Below are 20,166 nucleotides of genomic sequence, written 5' to 3' on the forward strand. Positions count from 1 at the left end.
CATGACTGACCGTCGTACCGTCCTCAAGTGGAGCGCAGCGCTGGCTGCCACCACACTGCTCCCCGTTTCGGCCGTAAATGCTCAGAGCACCGGGCCACTGAAGGTGGGCTTCGTCTATGTCGGTCCGGTCGGCGAGGCGGGCTGGACCTTCGCCCACGATCTTGGCCGGCGCGCCGTCGAAGCCGCCTTCCCGGGCAAGGTGAAGACGACCTTCATCGAGAGCGTGGCCGAGGGCGCGGACGCCGAGCGCGTCGTGCGCAGTCTTGCGCAGGACGGACACGGTCTGATCTTCACCACCTCTTTCGGCTACATGGATGCCACGCTCAAGGTGGCGCGCCAGTTCCCGAAAGTGAGCTTCCAGCATGCCACCGGCTACAAGACGGCTGCGAACCTGGGCACCTACGACGTCCGCACCTACGAGGGCGCGTATCTGGCCGGCGTCGTCGCCGGCAAGATGAGCAAGTCCGGCAAGCTCGGCGTGGTCGGCTCACACCCGATTCCGGAAGTCATCCGCAACATCAACGCCTACACGCTGGGCGCACGCAGCGTGAACCCGGCCGCCAGCACCCGCGTCATCTGGGTCAATTCCTGGTTCGATCCCGGCAAGGAGCGCCAGGCTGCGCTGACCCTGCTCGCGCAAGGTGCCGACGTGCTGATGCAGAACACCGACTCGCCCGCCGTGCTGCAGGCCGCGCAGGAGAAGGGCGCCTATGCCTTCGGCTGGGATTCCGACATGCACGCCTACGGCCCGAAAGCGCAGCTGGCCGCCAGCGAGATCAACTGGGGCGTGTGGTACACCAAGGTGGTCGGCGAACTGCTGGAAGGCAGCTTCAAGCCGCAGCAACAGGTCTGGTACGGACTCAAGGAGGGTGCAATCGACCTCGGCCGTCTTGGCGACATGCTGCCGGCCGACGTGAAGCAACTGGTGGCCGAACGCCGTCAGGGCATCATCGACGGCAGCCGCCCGGTGTTCATGGGACCGCTGCGTGACCAGGCCGGCAAGGAAATCGTCGCAGCCGGACAGGGCATGAGCGACAAGGACAAGCTGGCGATGAGTTACTACCTGGAAGGCGTCGAGGGCACGGTCCCCGGCGGCAAGTAAGCGTTCGATCCGGCACCGCGCAAGCTTGCGCGGTGCCTCACATCAGGGCCGTGGCACCCGGCTCACTCCCCGATCCACCTGCGGCCGCCGGTGACGCGCTCGAAGATCCGCCAGCCCTCGGATGCGCCACCGCACAGACCGTAGCGGAAGGGCACGCCATCGCGTCCCGGCGTCTCGAAACGCAGATCGACAAAGTTCACGCAAACACCGCCGCCAGCGGCGGGCTCAACCTGATCGAGCATCGGAAACATCGCAAACCAGCGATAAAAGGCGAACTTGTCCTCGTCCCATACCTGGCGCGCAATGGCGCTGGCGTCACCGTTGCCGAACACCGGACGCACCGTCCACTGTGCCATCGACAGCGGCACATAGGCCGCCGACAGACGGCGAATGAAGTTGTCGCTCTCGGCCACCTCAAGCGGCTCGCTGCGCCGGGTATTGATGTGGGCGTAATGGTAGCGCTCGCCATCGAACACCACGGCCGTCCAGTTGAACGGCGACGCCGGTCGGGGCACCGCATCCACGCTCACGATGTCGATATCGTTCGCCGTGGCGTGGGCACGCGCGAACGCAATCGCGTCTGAGCGCGCCGATGCGCTCAGCCCCACCCAGCCCGCAAGCACCACGAGTGCCAGCCCGGCGGGCACACGGCTGCGACGCCAGAGCGCGCTTGCCAGCAATCCGGCAAGGATGATGCCGGTAAAGCCGAGGTCGATGATGAAGGTCGTTCCCCAGCCAAAGCGCCGGTCCGAGAAGGGCGCCAGAATCATGGTGCCGAACTGGGTGATCAGGTCGCCGAGGATGTGGATGAAGATGCCGGAGCAGGCGATCAGGTAGAAGGCACGCCAGCTCGCTGCGCCCTCGCGCCCGCGTCGAAGGCGGAACAGGCCGGCCATCAGCGCTGCGACCAGCAGGGCCCACACCGGCATCAGCAGCAGGGAATGGGTGACGCCGCGATGCCCGCGCAGGTAAGTCAGCTCGGAGACGAATCCGAGCACGAAATCCAGATCGGGAAATGTGGCGGCAGCCGTGCCGACCGCAACGGCCTGCCAGACAGGCGGCGGCAGCGCACCCGCCACACCTTTGCGCCGTGCAAGCAGACGTCCGGCGAGCGCGCCGGAAAGGGCATGTGTCAGGGTATCCATGGCGGCTTTGAATGGGCCCGACGAGAATCGTTCCCGTTACCGAAATGCGCCCCCGATGGAACGACGCACAAGGCCGTCAATCGAAGCTCACTCAAACCCCCGCACGGAGCGCATGACATGGATGAGACCGGCACTTCGGCGTGGAAGGTCGCCTTCTTCGAGTCGCTGCAGGCATGGTACGGAGGAGGTCAGGCGGTTCAATCGCTCGACTTTGCGTCGGAGGGTGAGGCGGTGATCTGGGCGCGCACTCAGGAGATGGGGCATTTTCGCCTGGCGGCGATCATGCAGGGCAATCTGCTGCGAGCCCTCTATCTTGAGCCCCCACCCGACCCGCTCCTGATGCGTCAGGAGCGGGTCGAGATTCCGGCGGTCGCGCCCGCACACTAGCGGTTCGGGCGGCTCCGGACGGCGGACGCCGGGTCAGGCGGCAGTTTGCACGTCACGCGGCGGAACGCCGAGGTAGCGGGCGGAAGTTCGAATGAAATGTGTCAGGGTGTCTGTGCTCATCGCATCACCTCTCGTTATGGTTGTTTAAGAACCGTTTCAGAGGGCTTTCACGGTGAGCCGGTTCCGCAAGCGATTGCAACAACGTATTGCGCCGGCATCATGCGTGAGCCGGCTCACGCCCGGATGCGCACCCTGCTTCCCCTCACTCCCTGCTCCACGTCGATTGCAACATCGATCTGCTGCTTCATTTCGTCGACGTGCGAGATCACACCCACCATGCGGCCGCGCTGCTGCAGGTCGATCAAGGCCTTCATCGCCATGTCGAGCGACTCCGGGTCGAGGCTGCCGAAGCCTTCGTCGATGAAGAGCGTGTCGAGCTGCACGCCGCCGGCGTAGGCCTGCACCACGTCGGACAGACCGAGCGCCAGCGCCAGCGAGGCCATGAAGCCCTCGCCCCCCGACAGCGTGCTCACCGGCCGGGCACGACCGGTGTAGTCGTCCATCACCTCGAGGTCGAGGCCGGCCGCACGTCGCGCATCCGCCACTTCGTCGCGCCGCTGCAGCAGATAGCGCCCGCGGCTCATTGCCCGCAAACGCAGGGAGGCCGCACGCAGCACGTCGTCGAGCAGGGCCGCCAGCACGTAACGCTGGAAGGTCAGATTGCGCCCGTTCTCGCCATTGGCAATCGCGGCCAGATGACCGGCGACACGGTATTCCGCTTCGATGCTGCCGGTTTCGCGAGCGATCTCCGCCAGCTTTTTCTGGCTGAGCATGATCTTGTCGAGCTCGGCCTTGCGCTGGCCGAGTTCGCCCAGCACGACATCCAGCCGCTCGCGCTGCGCACTCGCCATCGCGTCGAGCGCCACGAGGTCCGGTCGTTGCTGCCCCTCGATCGCAGCCTCGGCGAGCTTGCGCCGCTCGCGTGCCGCGGCATAGTCCTCGTCGAAGCGGCTCAGCTCGGCCGCCAGCGTGTCGATCGCGGCCGGTTCAAGCAGCGCTTCGCGGTAGGCGGATTCGTCGGCAAACCCCGTGGCCGCAAGCGCGGTGGTGAAACCATCTGCCGCATCGGCCTCGCGCCGTGTGGCGGAAGTCAGCGCCTTCTCCAGCTCTTCCTGACGGGCACGCAGGGCGGCATCTTCGCTGACGGCCTTGCCGTGCGCAGTCTGCGCCTGGCTCAGCGCGCGCTCGAGCGTCTGGCGCCGGGCGCGGGCCTGCTCCAGCGCGGCGCCGAGCGCGGCCGGCTCCCGCAAGGGCTCGGGAACCGCTGCGCGACGCTCCTCGACGACTTGCCGTGCCCCCTGCTCCTCGCTTGCGGCCTTGCTCACCGCCGCACGTGTTTCGTCCAGCATCGCTGCAGCTTTCAGCTGCGCGGCCTCGAGCGTGGCGAGTTGCGAGCGTGCGGGGGCGAGCTCGGTCTGTGCGGCAGTGGCCACCTGCAGCTGCTCGCGCAGCGTGGCGACCGAATCCGGCACCGCCCCGTCGTCTCCAGCGCTCGCGTTCAACGCCGATTGCAGCGCATCGACCTCGGCCTGCGCGATTGCAGTTTGCCGCGATGCCGTGTCGAAGGCGGTGCGCGCGCCGTCGTGGGCCTTTTCGGCACGACTGACGGCTTCACGCGCAGCTTTCAGCGCGGCTTCGGTCGGCAACTCACCGTCGAAACGGGCAGGCTCGGGATGTTCGGCGCTGCCGCACACCGGGCAGGGAGCGCCCTCATGCAGGTGATGGGCGAGGATCGCGCCCTGGGCCTGGCGCCAGGTGGCATCCAGCGCCTCGAACGCCTGCCGTGCGCTGTCGCGGGCGGCCGTTGCCTGATCCAGCACGCGCTGCTGCGTGACTTCGGCGCTGTGGAAGCCGTCGCGCTTGCGCTGCTGCTGCGCCAGGTTGATCCGCGCGCGTTCGTGCTGCTCCGCCTGCTTGAGTCGCAGGCCCAGTGCCTCGACGCCCGCCGCCTGTGGCTGCAGCGCCTCGATCCGCTGGGCCAGTTCAAGCCGGCGGGTGCCGAGTGCTTCCGCGTCCTTCATCGCTGCTGCCAGCGCCGCATCCGCCTCAGCCCTGAGCTTTTGCACGGACTGCAACCCGGCCTCGGCCCGCGCCAGGTGCTCCACCTTTTCTGCCAGCCCCTCCAGCCGCAACACTTCGCACTGGGCCGCCTCACGTGCCAGGACCTGAGCGTCGGCGTTCTCGTGGGCCAGCGCCTGAGCCGCCGCGCGCAGCGCTTCGGCAAGCTTGCCCGCCTGCAGCGACAACGTCGCCACCGCCTCACGGGCGCCTTGCACCTGCTGCCGTGCGTCGCTCTGAGAACGGTCGGCCGGCAGCACCTGCAAGGCCTTGCGCGCAATGCCGAGACGGCTGCGCTGACGATCCGCGTCCGCCTGACGCGCATCGAGCGACTGCATGGCCGTGACTGCCGCTTCACGCTCTACAAAACGGGCGTCGAGCGCCCGCGCGGCCTGCAAGACACTGCGGGCCTGAAGATCTGCCTCACGTGCTCGTTTCTCGTCTTCCTCCAGCGCGCGCAAGGCCTCGTCGAGCGCCTCGCGCTGGGCAGCAAGGGCTTCTGCTGAGTCCACGCCGGCCTGCTCCAGCAGGATCTGGCGTTCCATGCGGGCGCGCTCGGCACGTTTGCTCAAGGCGGCGGCCTCGGCCTTGAGCGCATCCTGCACGCGCTTGTAGGCGATGGTGCCGAACAGGGTTTCGAGGATTTTCTCGCGCTCGCCGGAGCCGGCGGCCAGCAGCTTGCGGAACTGGCCCTGAGGCAGCAGAACGACCTGACGGAACTGTTCGGCTTCGAAACCGAGCAGCCTGGTCACGTCCTGCGTGACTTCGGTGCTCTTGCTCGACATCGGCACCCAGCCATCGCCGTCCGCTGCCGCATCGAAGCGGAACAGCGCAGCCTTGGCCGGCACCTTCACCATGCTGTCGCCGCTGCGGGTCGCGCGCTGCGCCGGGCGTTCCTGCTCGGGCGTGCGCTGCACCCGGTAGCGCTCAGTGCCGAGCGCGAACTCGAATTCGACTTCGGTCAGCATCGCCGGGTCAGCATGATGGCTGCGCATCTCGCGCGCACTGCGCTCTCCACCCGAGGTGTCGCCATAGAGCGCACAGGTGATGCCGTCGAGAATCGAGGTCTTGCCCGCGCCGGTGGGGCCGGAGATCAGGAACAGGGAGCCCGCCGGCAACAGCGTGAAATCGATCACCTCGCGGCCGGCAAACGGTCCGAAGGCCTGCAGGATGAGTTTGAGCGGCTTCATGCGTGGCGCCCTTCGTGTTCGAGTTCATCGACGATACGGGCGAGCACTGCGGAACCGGCTTCATCGAGCGCCTGGCCCGTCATCTCGGTGTAGAAACCGGCGAACAGCGTGTCGATCCTGACGCGCCGGTGATCCTCCGCCGCCCGTCCTTCGCCTTCGCCGTGCAGCGCCGGGCGCTCGATGGCGAGCGCATTGGGATAGGCCGAGCGCAGCTTGCCCATCGCATCGAGCAGGGCGCCGCTGTCGCTGAGGCGGGCGAGCACGTAGTCGGCGCGGCCGGGATCGTCGGCAGCCCCGGCAACGATGTCGTCGAGCGTGCCTTCGACAATGCGCAGATCGCGCCTCGGCTTGAGTGCGATCTGCTCCACACGGCACTGCCCGGCGCCGTCGAGTTCGACCAGATTGACCGACTTGAGATGCCCGGCTTCGGCAAAGGAGTACTTGAGCAGCGAACCGGAATACTGCACGCGATCGCTGCCGGCGCGCTGCGGCCGGTGCAGATGCCCGAGCGCGACGTAGTCGAAGCCCTCGAACACGCTTGCATCGACAGCGCCGGTGCCGCCCACGGTCAGCGGCCGCTCCGACTCCGATTCGCTGCCGCCGAGCACAAAGGCATGTGCCACCACGACCGCGCGCACGCCTGCAGGATGGCTTGACCGGATCGCGTCCAGTTGCGCCGCAAGCGCGGCGTGATGATCGTGAATCGTGTCATCGCCCAGCGCTGCGCGCACCAGCGCAGGCTCGGCATAGGGCAGGGGATAGACCGCGACCTCGCCATCCGCATCGCGCAGCATCAGCGGCTGCACCTGTGCACTCACCGGCCCGCATACCGTCAGCCCGGCCCGGGTCAGCAGGCTGGAACCGAAGGCCAGCCGGTCGGGGCCATCGTGGTTGCCCGCGATCACGACCACCGCAATGCCGAGGCCGGACACCAGTTCGGTGAGCACCTCGTCGAGCAGGCGCACCGCATCGGCAGGCGGCACCGAACGATCGTAGATGTCGCCCGCGATCAGGATGGCATCGGGACGCAGCTCGGCGGCGATGCGCACGAATTCGCGCAACACATGGGCCTGGTCTTCCAGCAGCGAGACGCCGTGATAGACGCGACCGAGATGCCAGTCGGCAGTATGAAGAAAGCGCATGGCGATGACAGACAGGATGGGCGGGGCCGCAGTTTCGCACACCTGGCAATGCAGGTGAGATGCGCAAACGCACGCCCGACGCCTTTCCGCGCGCCGAAGTGCGTCGCCTTACAGTTGCTGCAGGCGGAAGTTGCGCGGTGCCATCTTCTCGGCGGCAGTCGCCAGCGCATCCATCGAGCCGCCGTTGGCCAGCCAGGCCTTGACCCAGTGCGGCTGCCGGCCGCGGCCCGACCAAGCGAGTTCGCGATTGCTCGGGTGACGATACTTCGCCGCCACCTGCACACGCGCGGAAGCCCGTTGTGCGATGCTCGACGGTGCTTCGACAATCTTCTCGGCGGCCTTGTCGCTACGCACTTCGTCGAGCGTCAGGCCGTGATCGCGGGCCAGCGAAGACAGCCTGCGCCGCAATATCGCTTTGCTGTTGAGCTGCTGGCGGCGGATTTCATTTTCAATGCGGCTGCCGAGCACACGAAGCTGCGGCAGCGAATAATCCTTCAGGTCGATGACCATGGCGAGAACGCTTTTCCCTCAAGGAGTTGGAATGGTGCCAATGATGCCACGAAGCCTGCCCCGAAACATCTGATATCTATGACTAAAGTCGAATCATTGGAGCTCACGCCCGAAATCGATGATCCGCGGGTGTTGCAGCCATATCGCTGGCAGTCGGCGGCAGTGCGGACTGCAGAAAGGCGATGATGGTCTTCATTTCTCCCGCCATATCCTCGAAGGACTCGTGATCCCCCGGCAGCGTGAGCAGATCCACCCTGTCGTGTGCACGCGCCGCGTGCAGGCGCGAGGCATCGGCGACCGGCACCACGTCATCGTGCTCGCCATGCACAAGCAGCACCGGGCAATGCAGGCGTGCGATGCTGGCGACCGGCGCGATGTCGTCGAAACGAAAACCGATGGTCGCCTGCACGTAGTCGAGGATGTAGGCCTCCAGCCAGCGCGGGATGCGTTTGCTCGCGAGCCAGCTGCGCATCATGTCCGCTGGATGGGCGAAGGCCGACACGCTGACGACCGCTGCCACCTCACTGCGCCGGGTCGCGGCCAGCAGCACCGCACCGGCGCCGACGGAATGGCCCAGCAGAGCGACGCGACCACCGCCTGATCCGGGGCGCGCGGCCAGCCAGTCGCAGGCGGCTGCTACGTCTTCGGCAAAGCGCGGCAGCGAGGCAAAGCTGTCGTCGTCCGAGCGCCCATGGCAGCGCGCATCGATGAACAAGGCTGCAAACCCGGCTTCATGCAGCGGCTGCGCCAGCGGCAGCATCATCTGCGCATTGCCGCCCCAGCCATGCAGCACGATGACCGTGCCTGCAAGGTCGACACCGGCTTTGGACGGTATCAGCCATGCATGCAGATGCTTGTCATTGGCGGTCGGGATGCGCGCGGTCGAGAAGGTCAGGCCAAGCGACTCCGGGCCCGCAGTTTCAGCAACCCGAGGCGCAGCAAGACCGGCACGGATCGCGTAGCGGACGCCCGCGCGCAAGGCCAGCAAGGCCGCGCCGCCCGCGAGCAGAAACAGGACATGGAAGGGTTGAAGAGCGCTCATGAGCAGAGAATCGTCAAAGAGGGATTGTGCGCGTCGTGGTTTCGTTCGGGCAAGTCGGCGCAAAGCCGCGGCAAGAACGGTCTATGTTCATTCATCCCAGACTTGATCCCGACCGCCATTGGTGCCCACAATCAGACTTTAATGACAGGAGCGAGCATGCGCGCCATTGTTACCGGACACAGCCGCGGACTGGGGGCCGCAATTGCGGAGAACCTGCTCAAGCGCGGCATCCGGGTGCTTGGTATTGCACGTCACGGCAACGCCGATCTTGCCGTCCGCTTTCCTGCCCTGCTGCAGGAAGAAGCGCTGGACCTGTCCGAGCTCCCTGCACTCGACGCCTGGCTTTCCGGTGGCCGGTTCAAACGCTTTCTGGCCGACGAAGGTTCAGCGCTGCTCATCAACAATGCGGGGCTGCTTCAACCCGTCGGCCTGCTCGGCAACCAATCCACCGCCCGTGTATTGCAGGCCGTGAGCCTGAACATTGCCGCGCCGCTTGCGCTGGCGAATGCATTCGCCGCGGGAGGGAGTGCCGAACGCGCACGCCGCATCGTGCACATTTCCAGCGGCGCCGCGCGCAAGCCCTATGCCGGCTGGAGTGTGTATTGCGCGAGCAAGGCCGCGCTCGACCATCATGCGCGCGCAGTCGCACTCGAAGCGCCGCCATGGCTGAAAATCAGCAGCATTGCACCCGGCGTGATCGACACCGACATGCAGGGCGAAATCCGCGCCACATCGGAGGCGGCCTTCCCCCAGCGCGCCCGCTTCGAAGCACTCAAGCGCGAGGGCCAGCTCAACAGCGCGGAACGGTGCGCCTTGCAACTGGTCAATCATGTGCTATCCGACGCCTTCGGGCATGAGGCGGTGTCAGACCTGAGAGAGCTGGACTAAGGTTTCTGCCAGGTGCAGCGGCAAGGCACGCCCTGCCAACACGCCGCGACCGCAGCTGCGCTTGATCCCGCAAACATAATCACTCAAAGTCCAATCCATACCGACAATGCCGAATGCCCGAATGAATTCGCTATTCCCACGCACCCCGCTGCTTTCGGGCGCCGACGTCGAAGCCAAGCGTGCCGAGATCCTCACCTATTTTCACGCCACCTTCGACCGCTACGAATCCCTGTTCGAAGTGCTCGCCAATGAAGAGGCCTACACCACCAAAGCCATCAGCCTGCGTCACCCGCTGATTTTCTATTTTGGCCACACCGCCACCTTCTTCATCAACAAGTTCATCCTCGCAGGCCTGATCGAGGAGCGCATCGATCCGCGCCTGGAATCGATGTTCGCGGTCGGCGTTGATGAAATGAGCTGGGACGATCTCGACGACGCCCGCTACGATTGGCCAAGCGTGGACGAAGTGGCCAACTATCGCCTTCAGGTACGTGCGGTCGTCGACCAGGTGATCCAGGAGACGCCCTTCAGCTTGCCAATCGGCTGGGAGGATCCGTTCTGGGCCGTGCTCATGGGCATCGAGCATGAACGCATTCACCTCGAAACCTCCTCCGTCCTGATCCGCCAGCACGCCCTGAAGTACGTCAAGGCGCATGCTGACTGGCAGCACACCACCAGGCACGGCACAGCGCCGGAGAACACGCTGGTCGCGATCCCGGCGGGGCAGGTCAGGCTCGGACGCGATGCTGACGAGCCGATCTACGGCTGGGACAACGAGTATGGTCGTCACGAGACGGAGATCCCTGCGTTCAAGGCCGCGCGCTACCTGGTATCAAATGGCGAATTCCGCGCCTTCGTCGATGCCGGCGCTTACGCGGACGACAGCCTGTGGGATGAGGAAGGCCTGGGGTGGAAGCGTTTTGCCCGTGCTGAACACCCCACCTTCTGGATACCGGACGGTGGCGGCTGGAAACTGCGCCTGATGACCGAGGAGGTCCCGATGCCATGGGACTGGCCGGTCGAAACCAACTGCCTCGAAGCCCGGGCCTTCTGCCGCTGGAAGGCGCGCGAAAGTGGTCAGCCGGTGCGCCTTCCCACCGAAGACGAATGGAACCGCATCTACGACCACGCCGGACTCTCTGACGTGCCGCACAACGCCCCGGCGCAGGCCAACCTGCACCTCGATCATGGCGCATCGAGCTGTCCGGTCACGACACACGCCCACGGCGACCTGTTCGACGTCGTCGGCAACGTCTGGCAATGGTGCGAAACCGCGATCTACCCATTCGACGGCTTCAAGGTTCACCCGATCTACGACGATTTCACCACGCCGACCTTCGACGATCGCCACAACATCATCAAGGGCGGCAGCTGGATCTCCACCGGCAACGAGTCGCGCCACGCCTCGCGTTACGCCTTCCGCCGCCATTTCTTCCAGCATGCCGGCTTTCGTTACGTGGTCACCGACGCGCCCGTCCTCAATCCGGCCTCCTCGTACGAGACCGATACCTTGCTGTCCCAGTACGCCGAGTTCCACTACGGTGACGAAGTCTTCGGCGTACCCAACTTTCCCAAGGCACTGGCCGATATTGCCATCGACGCTCACAAGCGGCTGGGCAATGGCAGCGTCGCACGGGCGCTCGATCTCGGCTGCGCCACCGGCCGCGCCAGCTTCGAGCTTGCCCGCGCCTTCAAACGTGTGGTCGGCATCGACTTCTCGGCGCGCTTCATCCAGGCCGGGGCCAGGCTCGCCGAAACCGGCAGCCTGCGCTACACCCTGCCCGACGAAGGCGAACTGGTCAGCTACCACGAGCGTCGCCTGGACGAGCTTGGCCTCGCCGACACCGCAGACCGTGTCGAATTCTGGCAGGGCGATGCCTGCAACCTGAAAGACATCCACACCGGCTTCGACCTCATCCTCGCCGCGAACCTGATCGACCGCCTCTACAGCCCGCGCCGCTTCCTCGAGGACGTTTCGCACCGGCTGAATCCGGGTGGCCTGCTGATCCTGGCGTCCCCCTATACCTGGCTGGAGGAGCACACCAAACGTGAAGAGTGGATCGGTGGGTTCAAGAAGGATGGCGAGTCGTGGACCACGCTCGACGGCCTGAAGGACATCCTCGGCGCGCAATTCGAACTCGTACAGGGCCCGCAAGCCGTGCCTTTCGTCATCCGCGAAACCCTGCGCAAGCATCAGCACACGCTGTCCGAACTGACGGTGTGGAAGCGCCGGACGTGAGCCGCCAGGCCCGCCTCACGGTCAGCACCCGTGGCCGCGGGATGACCGACATTACTGCTGCTGTGGCCGAAGCAGTGTCCGCCAGCGGCGTCGACACCGGTGTCGCTCACGTTTTCGTGCGCCACACCAGTTGTGCGCTGCTGATCACCGAGAACGCCGATCCCGACGTGCGGCGTGACCTTGAAACCCTGGCGCGGCGCTGGGCACCCGACGGCGACCCGGCCTATCGCCACGACCTCGAGGGCGATGACGACATGGCCGCCCATGCGCGCAGCGTACTGACCGAAGTCGCACTTACGGTGCCGGTCGGGGGCGGCAAGCTGCTGCTCGGCACCTGGCAGGGCATCTTCCTGTGGGAACACCGCAGCCAAGGCCACGCGCGCGAGCTCGTGGTCACCATGCTCGGCACCTGAACACACACCGGCCCGACCGGCACCTGCTCATGATCGACTGCGCCCTGAAGTCAGGCACAGCCGATCGCCCTGCGCTGGCACCTCAGGCGTTCAGGCGCTGAGGCCAGTTTCCGGATCAGGGGTACGCCCCATCAAGCCCGCCACCCAGCCCTTGAAGCTCTCCAGCAGCGACAGCAGTGCCGGCACGAAGAACAGCACCAGCACCGCCGACACGCCGAGCCCGAACGCAATCGAGGTGGCCATCGGGATCAGGAACTGGGCTTGCAGCGAGCCCTCGAACATCAGCGGCATCAGTCCGCCGATGGTGGTGAGCGAGGTCAGCAGCACTGCGCGCAGGCGTCCGCAGGCCGCGCCGACAAGCGCGTCGTGCACATTGGCGCCCTTGTGGTGCAGATCCTTGAACAGACTGACGAGGATGATGGAGTTGTTCACCACGATGCCCGACAGGCCGAAGAGACCGAACATCGACAGGATGGTGAGGTCCAGGCCCAGCAGCCAGTGGCCGAAGATGGCCCCTGCGAGGCCGAGCGGAATCGCCGACATCACCACCAGCGGCCAGCTCCATGAGGCGAAGGACCACACCAGCACGAGGTAGATGAGACCGAGCCCAAGTATCAGGCCGTTGCGCATGTCGTTCATGGTCTCGCGCTGGTCTGCGGCGCGCCCCTCGAAGCTGTAGCTCAGGCCGTATTTCTCTGCCAGACGCGGCAAGGCCTCGCGCCGGAGTTCGGCCTGCACTGCATCGGCGTTGCTGCGATCGGTATCAATCTCCCCGGACACCTCGACCGCGAGCCTGCCGTCAGCATGACGCAGGGCCTCGAAGCCACGTCGCGATTCCCAGCTCGCCACCGTGGCCAGCGGCGCAAAACTGCGATCCGGCAGGCTGACGGTCAGCCGCTCGAAGACATCGAGGCGTTCGCGTTCATCACGCGGGAGCAGCACCCGCACTTCGAGCTCGTCGCGGCCGACCTGCACCAGTTGCGCAAGATGACCGTCAAACGCCGCACGCAGCTGGCGACCGAGGCTTTCGGTGGTCAGACCGAGCGCTTCGCCGGCCGGCGTCAGGCGGTACACCAGTTGCTCACGCCCGAAGGGCATGTCGTCCTCGAGTTCGCTCACACCGTCTATGCTCTTGATGGTTTCCGCGAGTTCGAGCGCGGCAGCCTTCAGCGATTCTGCGTTGCCACCAGTCAGGCGGACATTGAGATCGCGTCCGGGCGGGCCGGACTGGCGTGAGTTGAAGGTCAGCAGTTCGAGCCCGGGCGGTTCGACGAGCTTGCTGCGCCAGGTGGCGAGAAAGCGTTCGTTGCGCACCGTCCGCTCATCCGGCGGGCTGAGCTCGACCATCATGGAGGCGAGCTGATCGCCCTTGGGCTCGCCCCCACCCGCACTGACAATCGTGCTGCCGAGTCGCGATACCGCGGTCTGCACCAGACCGCCGCCCAGTTCGCGTTCGGTTTCGAGCAGGGCGCGCTCCATGTCGGCAAGGAAGGCCGCCGTTTGCGCGCGCGGCGTACCGGCTACGAAGGTCGCATTCGCATACACCATCTGCCCTTCCGGGGTCGGGAAGAACACGAAGTTGATGCGCCCGCCTGCCAGCAGGCCGATGGCAAGCACCATCGTCGCCAGCGTGATCGCGACCGTCGTGCCACGCCAGTCGAGCGCAAGCGTGGCTGCACGACGGAAGGGGCCGTCGCGAAAGGACGTGAAGGCATTGTCCAGCCGCTCCCGCAAACGCGAGGTCTTGCGCGAGGCGGCGCCCTGCAGAGCATGCTTCAGATGGGACGGCAGAATCAGGAAGCTCTCGAGCAACGAGGCCAGGATCACCATGATCATGACGAAGGGAATGTCGCCAAGGATATTGCCGATGATGCCACCGACCATCATCAGCGGAATGAAGGCTGCAACCGTGGTGAGCGACGCTGCCAGCACCGGCAGCAGCATGCGTCGCGCGCCGCCCAGCGCAGACTGTTCCGGCCCCTCACCCATGCTGCGGTGCGTGTCGGCATCTTCACTGACCACGATGGCATCGTCGACGATGATGCCCAGCGCCATGATCAGCGCAAACAGGCTCATCATGTTGATCGTGCCGCCGAACACCATCATCAGTCCCAGGGTGCCAAGAAAGGCGGTGGGAATACCGACCATCACCCAGAACGCCACCCGCGCGGGCAGGAAGACATAGAGCACCAGCACGACCAGCAGCAGACCAGACAGACCGTTGTTGATCAGCAACTGGATACGGTCGCGAATCAGCTCCCATTGCGCATCGAAGACTTCGAGCCTGATCGAGGCCGGCAGGCTGGGACGCGTCTTCTGCAGCCAGGCGTCGAAGGCTTCCGCCGCCTTCAGCGAATGGCCGCTCTCGGCCCGCTGCAGCAGCATCTCGACCACCACATCGCCGCCCTCGCTCAGCGCCAGCGAGCCCGGGCGCGGCTCACGCGTGATGGTGGCAAGTTCGCCAAGCGTGATGCGTCCCCCGCCATCGCTGACGACCGCCAGATTATCGAAAGCCAGCGCATCGCGACGTTGCTCGAGGCCGCGGATCTCGCGCGCACCATCCTGCTCGCCCGCCACCCCGGCCGGCACGTCGCGGGAAATCTGCGCCACCCGATCACCGACGTCGACCAGGGACAGGCCCAGCGTTTGCAGGGCTGCGGACGGCAGTTCGATGGCGATGCGCTCTTCGGGCAGACCGGTGATCGTCACCCGGTCGATGCCGCCCGCGAGCAACTCGCTCTCAAAGCGTCGCACCCAGGGCCGCAGTTCCTCGACGCTGCTGCCTCGAATCATCAGGCGGGCAATCTGGTCGTAACGCGAGACCCGGCTGACCTGCGGCGTTTCGGCGTCGCGCGGCAGGTTGCGGAACTCGTCCACCCGCTGGCGGACCTGATCGAGCGCCTGCAGGGGCTCGGTTCCCTCATGCAGTTCGAGCGTAATGCTGGAGACACCCTGCGCCGAGGTCGACGTCATCTTCTTCAGACCGTCGATGGTCTTCAGGCGCTCTTCCAGCGGCGTGGTGATGCCGATCTCGACGTCTTCGGACGAGGCGCCGCTCCACACCACGCGCACCGAGATGATGTCGAGCTCGAAACTTGGAAAGAACTGCACGTTCATCCGGGTGATGCCGATCACGCCGATGATGAAGGCGAGCAGCATCAGGACGTTGGCCGCCACCTTGTGACGCACCAGCGTTGCGAGCACACCCTTTTGTTTCATGGTGCAGCCACCTCGACCGCAAGACCATCGATGGCATTGGGCAAGTGCGTACGCATCACCGGCTCGCCCGCGCGGACATCAGGCACGCGCACCAGCAGCTGCACGTCATCGCCCTCGCGGCGCTCGCCGACGCGCGTCACCTTCAGACTTGCCAGGCGTCCGTCGCGTACCGCGTAGATGCGGTCCCCGCCATGCAGCGCGGCAAAGGGCAGGACCAGTACATCCGCCACCGGCGGACGCTCGAGCACGGCATTGACGAAGGCGCCGACCGGCAGGTTGGCCCCGTTCTCGATGCGCAACAACACATCCACACCACGGGCGTCGGCTTCGCCGCTGATGCGCTGCAGCCGGGCACGGATGGTGGCGGCACCAAAGTCGGCCGTGGCCTGCAACTGCTCACCACGCACCAGCGCCATGCGCAGTTCCTCGGCGTAAATCGCGGGAACGCGCGCGCGCAGGAAGAGCGCGTCCGACGCATAGAGGCTGAGCAGCGCCTGACCGGGCTGCACCTGATCGCCGGCGGCGACTTCGACCTTGCCGATGCGCGCAGCGAAGGGCGCAACGATCTCGCCACGGCGCGCGTCGCGTTCGGCTTCGGCCAGTTTTGCCTGCAGCTGCGACAGCCGCGCAGGATGTTCGGCGATCGCCTGCTGGCGCTGGGTCAGCGACAGGCGAACGCGCGCCACTTCCTCGCGGGTCTGGTCATAGGCACTCTCTGCGCCAAGTCGGGCATTCTTGAGTTTCTCGAAGCGTGCCTGCTTGGCCTCCGCAAGTGCCAGCAAGGCCTTTTCCTGCTCGATGGCGGCAAGATCACTGCGGTGGCGGATGCGTTCGCGATCGACATCACCGCGCGCCTGCGCCACCCGCGGCTGCAGGTCACGCGGGTCGAGTCGTGCCAGCACCGTGCCGGCCGCCACCCGGTCGCCATCGCGCACCAGCACCTCAAGCAGGCGACCTGACACCGGCGCCGCCGCCCTCAGGCGGTCCGGTGCCTCGATCCGGCCGTAGAGCACCAGCGTGGGCCTGGCCTCAACCGGCACGCTGGCACTGGCCTCGATCCGCCACACGCGCTCGCGGACCTCGACGGCAGGGGGTGCAGGACGGGTTGATTTGAGAAGGACAAAGACGCCGATGGCGGCGAGAATGATGACGAGCGGAAGCAAGCGACGGCGCATGGATGGGGGTCCGGTCGTGGAACAGACCTCACCGCCGCGTCCGGCCGAATGCACTGGGGCCGGGCTCATCGGGCGCCAAGGTCTGATTCCAGATTTATATCAGCAACTGCTTATCTTACAGACAACGAACGCACCATGCCGAATCACTCGGTCAATCCGGACACGGCACCTTCGAAATTCATCAGAAACGGGTCAGGGCGCTTCGCACAGGCAATGGGCATAAACGTGTTGCGGATCGTTCCAGCGCAGCAGGTCGCGGGTCTCGGCCTGCAGACGATTCAGCATCTGCGCCACCGGCCCGCTGCTCGCCGGACTGCCAGACCCTGCGAGACCGCTGAAACTCAGGAAGCGCTGCATCACCATCTGCGCAGGCGTCAGCCCGACCGATGGCCACACCAACGAGTGGCGCTCGAGGCCGGCACGCTGCGCAGCCGCTGCGATCGCCGCCTCGATACCGCCGAGTTGATCCACCAGACCAAGCTCGAACGCGGCCTGACCGGTCCACACCCTGCCGCGTGCAACCTGATTGACCTCGTCTTCCTTCATGTTGCGGGCGGCGGCAACGACCTGCAGAAAGCGCCGGTAGCCATGCTCGATACCGAGTTGCATGGCTTCGGCAGCCACCGGGTCGAGCGGCCGGCGCGGGTCGAGTGCGCCGGCAAGGGGCGCGGTGGCCACGCCGTCGACGGTGATCCCGAGCCGGCGCAGCGGTTCAGCAAACTCGGGGAACATCGCAAACACACCGATCGAGCCGGTGACGGTGCCCGGGGCCGCCCAGATCTCGTCGGCGCCGGCCGCGATCCAGTAACCACCGGATGCGGCCACGGAGCTCATGGAGGCAATGACCGGCTTGCCCGCCTTGCGCGTCAGTTCGAGTTCGCGCCGGATCTGCTCGGAGGCCCAGGCGCTGCCGCCGGGACTGTCGATACGCACCACAAGTGCCTTGATCGCATCGTCTTCGCGTGCCTCGCGGATCATGCGGGCGAAGGTATCGCCGCCGACCACACCGGGCGGTTGCTCGCCGTCCGCGATTGCGCCCTGCGCAACCAGCACGGCGATCTTGTCGGCAGCCGACTTCTCCGCGCCGCGCACGACGGCGAGATAGGCGCCGGCATCGATCTGATGGAAGTCCTTGCCCGAAGCATCGGTGCCAAAGCGCTCGGCAAGCTGGTCCCGCCACTCGTCGGGGGTCGAAAAGCGGTCGATCAGACCTGCACGACGTGCGGCTTCGGCAGTGTCGCCGGCGGTTGCAGCGAGCGCATCGCGGTAGCCGACGATGTAGCCATCAAGCGCCTCGGGCGCGAGCTTGCGCGCAGCGGCCACGTCGGTGCGGAAATGCGCCCACAGGCCGTCGAGCAGATCGCGGGTTGCGCTGCGGTCCTCGTCGGACATGTCACTGCGGGTGAAGGGCTCGGAGAAGGACTTGTACTCGCCCACTCGGAATACATGGACCTTGATCCCGAGTGCATCGAGCGCACCGCGAAAATAGGTCGAATAGCGCGACAGGCCGCGCAGCAGCACGAAGCCGTCGGGCGCAAGCTGCACCTCGTCGGCAATCGAGGCCAGGTAGTACTGGCCCTGGGTGAAGCGCTCGCCGCGCGCCAGCACCGGGCGCCCGGTGGCCTTGAAGTCGGCAATGGCTGCGCGCAGTTCGGCCAGCTTGGACAGGCTGGCCGCCTCGAGGTCGTCGGTCTCGAGCACCAGGGCTGAAATCCGGCTGTCATTGCGGGCGGCGCGCACGACTTCGAGCAGATCGTGCAGCACGGTCTGCCCGCCATCCTCACCCCGCATGCTGAGCAAGGCCAGTGGCTCCTCAAAGGTGGTCTGCTCCACCAGCGCGCCGGACGGGCGTAGCACCAGCGCCGCGCCGTCCGGCACCTGCGGTTCGGGGTGGAAGAAGGTCATCAGCAGCGCCCCGAGCAGCACCAGCAGCAAGAGGTTGAAGACCGTGCGACGCAGCAGGTCCAGCGAACGCCACAGCGTTCTCAACACCCGCCCCAGAAACCTGAACATGCCACCGATCACGACCTTGCCTCTCTATTTGTTGTCGGCCATCAGCCGCGTCGACGAAACACCAGATCCCACACCCCGTGCCCCAGCCTCAGACCACGGTTCTCGAATTTCGTCAGCGGCCGGTAGTCCGGTCGCGGTGCAAAACCGTCTGCCGTGTTTTCGAGCGCAGGCTCGGCGGCAATCACTTCCAGCATCCAGTGCGCGTAGTTCTCCCAGTCGGTGGCGCAGTGCAGATAGCCACCGGGTGCAAGCTTGGTCGCCACCAGCGCGACGAAATCGGGCTGGATGATGCGGCGCTTGTGATGCCGCGCCTTACGCCACGGATCGGGGAAGAACACATGCACACCTGCCAGCGTGCCATCGGGAATCATGTCGCGCAGAACCTCGACCGCATCGTGCTGCATGATACGGACATTGCCGAGCGCCTGCTCGGACACCAGTTTGCATAGTGCGCCAACACCCGGTGTATGCACCTCGATGCCAAGGAAGTCCGTCCCGGGCGCTGCCGCGGCGATCCTTGCCGTGGTCTCGCCCATGCCGAAGCCGATTTCGAGGATCTTCGGTGACTTGCGCCCGAACACCACATCGAGATCGATCGGCGCAGCCTGGTAGGGCACGCCGATTTTCGGCAGCATGTCGTCCATGAAGCGCTGCTGAGCACCCGACATCCGCCCCTGGCGCAGCACGAAGCTGCGGATGCTGCGGCTGGAAAAACGGTGCTCGGGGCTGTCCTGGCCGATGATCTCGACCCGCTCTGGTGTATCGCTCATAAACCGATCAGCCCCGTGGTCGGCGAGCTCGGATCAGCCGAATAGAACTTGCGCGGCATGCGTCCGGCACGGAAGGCCTCGCGGCCGGCTTCGACCGCCTTCTTCATGGCGCTGGCCATCAGCACGGGCTGGCTTGCCGCGGCAATGGCGGTGTTCATCAGTACGCCGTCGCAACCCAGTTCCATCGCGATCGCGGCATCGGACGCGGTGCCGACACCGGCGTCGACGATCACCGGCACGCGGGCGTTGTCGATGATCAGGCGCAGGTTCCACGGATTGAGGATGCCCATGCCGGAACCGATCAGGGACGCCAGCGGCATGATGGCCACGCAGCCGATTTCTTCCAGCATCTTGGCCTGAATCGGATCGTCGGCGCAGTACACCATGACGTCGAAGCCATCCTTGACCAGGGTTTCGGCGGCCTTGAGCGTTTCCGGCATGTTCGGAAACAGCGATTTCGGATCACCGAGCACTTCCAGCTTGACCAGGGCGTGCCCGTCGAGCAGCTCGCGACCGAGACGCAGTGTGCGAACTGCATCCTCGGCGGTATAGCAGCCGGCGGTGTTGGGCAGAATGGTGAATTGATCGGGCGGCAGGGCGTCGAGCAGGTTGGGCTCGTCCGCATTCTGGCCAATATTGGTGCGTCGGATCGCCACGGTGACGATGTTCGTACCGCTGGCATCAATGGCCTCGCGTGTTTCGGCGAAATCCTTGTACTTGCCGGTTCCGACCAGCAGACGGGAGCCATAGGCCTTGCCGGCAATCACCAGGGGATCGTTGATCATGTTGGGACCTGTAGAGGAAGATCAAAAT

General features: G+C 65.8%; 15 protein-coding genes. 5 read left to right on the plus strand and 10 right to left on the minus strand.

Annotated elements, in window-relative coordinates:
* Position 1: 1 nt before the first annotated feature.
* Positions 2–1,102 (plus strand): BMP family ABC transporter substrate-binding protein, encoded by a 1,101-nt coding sequence (locus CEW87_RS05235; protein ID WP_108971755.1) that lies wholly within the window; start codon positions 2–4, stop codon positions 1,100–1,102.
* A gap of 62 nt (positions 1,103–1,164) precedes the next feature.
* Here CEW87_RS05235 and CEW87_RS05240 read toward each other — a convergent pair whose 3' ends face one another.
* Positions 1,165–2,247, minus strand: coding sequence for a metal-dependent hydrolase (locus tag CEW87_RS05240; RefSeq protein ID WP_108971756.1), 1,083 nt, complete (start codon positions 2,245–2,247; stop codon positions 1,165–1,167).
* A gap of 117 nt (positions 2,248–2,364) precedes the next feature.
* Between CEW87_RS05240 and CEW87_RS05245 the strand changes: the two genes are divergently transcribed.
* Positions 2,365–2,634: a hypothetical protein gene (locus CEW87_RS05245; RefSeq protein WP_108971757.1), complete on the plus strand. Its 270-nt coding sequence runs from the start codon at positions 2,365–2,367 to the stop codon at positions 2,632–2,634.
* Between the two features lie 233 nt (positions 2,635–2,867).
* On the opposite strand, the gene CEW87_RS05250 is transcribed toward CEW87_RS05245, so the two are convergent.
* From CEW87_RS05250 to CEW87_RS05265, 4 genes are all read right to left on the minus strand, one after another.
* Positions 2,868–5,942, minus strand: coding sequence for an AAA family ATPase (locus CEW87_RS05250; protein ID WP_108971758.1), 3,075 nt, complete (start codon positions 5,940–5,942; stop codon positions 2,868–2,870).
* Positions 5,939–7,084 carry an exonuclease SbcCD subunit D gene (locus CEW87_RS05255; protein ID WP_108976943.1) on the minus strand — a complete coding sequence of 382 codons (1,146 nt, stop codon included), beginning with the start codon at positions 7,082–7,084 and terminating at the stop codon, positions 5,939–5,941. Before CEW87_RS05255 ends, CEW87_RS05250 begins: the two co-directional genes overlap by 4 nt.
* Positions 7,085–7,192: 108 nt before the next feature.
* Complete coding sequence (locus tag CEW87_RS05260; protein WP_234421676.1) at positions 7,193–7,594, minus strand: H-NS family nucleoid-associated regulatory protein; 402 nt, start codon at positions 7,592–7,594, stop codon at positions 7,193–7,195.
* 103 nt (positions 7,595–7,697) lie between these two features.
* A complete protein-coding gene (locus tag CEW87_RS05265) occupies positions 7,698–8,636 on the minus strand; it encodes an alpha/beta hydrolase (protein WP_108971759.1) in 939 nt (312 codons plus the stop codon).
* A gap of 156 nt (positions 8,637–8,792) precedes the next feature.
* Here CEW87_RS05265 and CEW87_RS05270 point away from each other — a divergent pair, with 156 nt between their 5' ends.
* The 3 genes from CEW87_RS05270 to CEW87_RS05280 all read left to right on the plus strand — a co-directional run bounded on the left by CEW87_RS05270 (position 8,793) and on the right by CEW87_RS05280 (position 12,176).
* The gene (locus CEW87_RS05270) at positions 8,793–9,524 is read left to right on the plus strand and encodes an SDR family oxidoreductase (protein ID WP_108971760.1); all 732 of its coding nucleotides are present in this window, start codon (positions 8,793–8,795) and stop codon (positions 9,522–9,524) included.
* Between the two features lie 121 nt (positions 9,525–9,645).
* Positions 9,646–11,763, plus strand: a complete 2,118-nt coding sequence (gene ovoA / locus CEW87_RS05275; protein ID WP_108971761.1) for a 5-histidylcysteine sulfoxide synthase — start codon at positions 9,646–9,648, stop codon at positions 11,761–11,763.
* On the plus strand, positions 11,760–12,176 hold the full coding sequence (locus CEW87_RS05280) for a secondary thiamine-phosphate synthase enzyme YjbQ (protein WP_108976947.1): 417 nt from the start codon (positions 11,760–11,762) through the stop codon (positions 12,174–12,176). The genes ovoA and CEW87_RS05280 overlap by 4 nt, the downstream gene beginning before the upstream one ends.
* 90 nt (positions 12,177–12,266) lie before the next feature.
* Here CEW87_RS05280 and CEW87_RS05285 read toward each other — a convergent pair whose 3' ends face one another.
* The 5 genes from CEW87_RS05285 to CEW87_RS05305 form a co-directional block, all read right to left on the minus strand.
* Positions 12,267–15,395, minus strand: coding sequence for an efflux RND transporter permease subunit (locus tag CEW87_RS05285; RefSeq protein WP_108971762.1), 3,129 nt, complete (start codon positions 15,393–15,395; stop codon positions 12,267–12,269).
* The gene (locus tag CEW87_RS05290; RefSeq protein ID WP_108971763.1) at positions 15,392–16,570 is read right to left on the minus strand and encodes an efflux RND transporter periplasmic adaptor subunit; all 1,179 of its coding nucleotides are present in this window, start codon (positions 16,568–16,570) and stop codon (positions 15,392–15,394) included. The genes CEW87_RS05285 and CEW87_RS05290 overlap by 4 nt, the downstream gene beginning before the upstream one ends.
* A 192-nt stretch (positions 16,571–16,762) precedes the next feature.
* Entirely contained in the window at positions 16,763–18,583 is a 1,821-nt protein-coding gene (sppA, locus tag CEW87_RS05295; protein ID WP_234421677.1) for a signal peptide peptidase SppA, read from the minus strand.
* Positions 18,584–18,624: 41 nt separating this feature from the next.
* Complete coding sequence (gene trmB / locus CEW87_RS05300) at positions 18,625–19,353, minus strand: tRNA (guanosine(46)-N7)-methyltransferase TrmB (RefSeq protein ID WP_108971765.1); 729 nt, start codon at positions 19,351–19,353, stop codon at positions 18,625–18,627.
* A complete protein-coding gene (locus CEW87_RS05305) occupies positions 19,350–20,135 on the minus strand; it encodes a thiazole synthase (protein WP_108976949.1) in 786 nt (261 codons plus the stop codon). Before CEW87_RS05305 ends, trmB begins: the two co-directional genes overlap by 4 nt.
* Positions 20,136–20,166: the final 31 nt, after the last annotated feature.

The sequence above is a fragment of the Parazoarcus communis genome, from assembly GCF_003111665.1.
Lineage (GTDB): Bacteria > Pseudomonadota > Gammaproteobacteria > Burkholderiales > Rhodocyclaceae > Parazoarcus > Parazoarcus communis_B.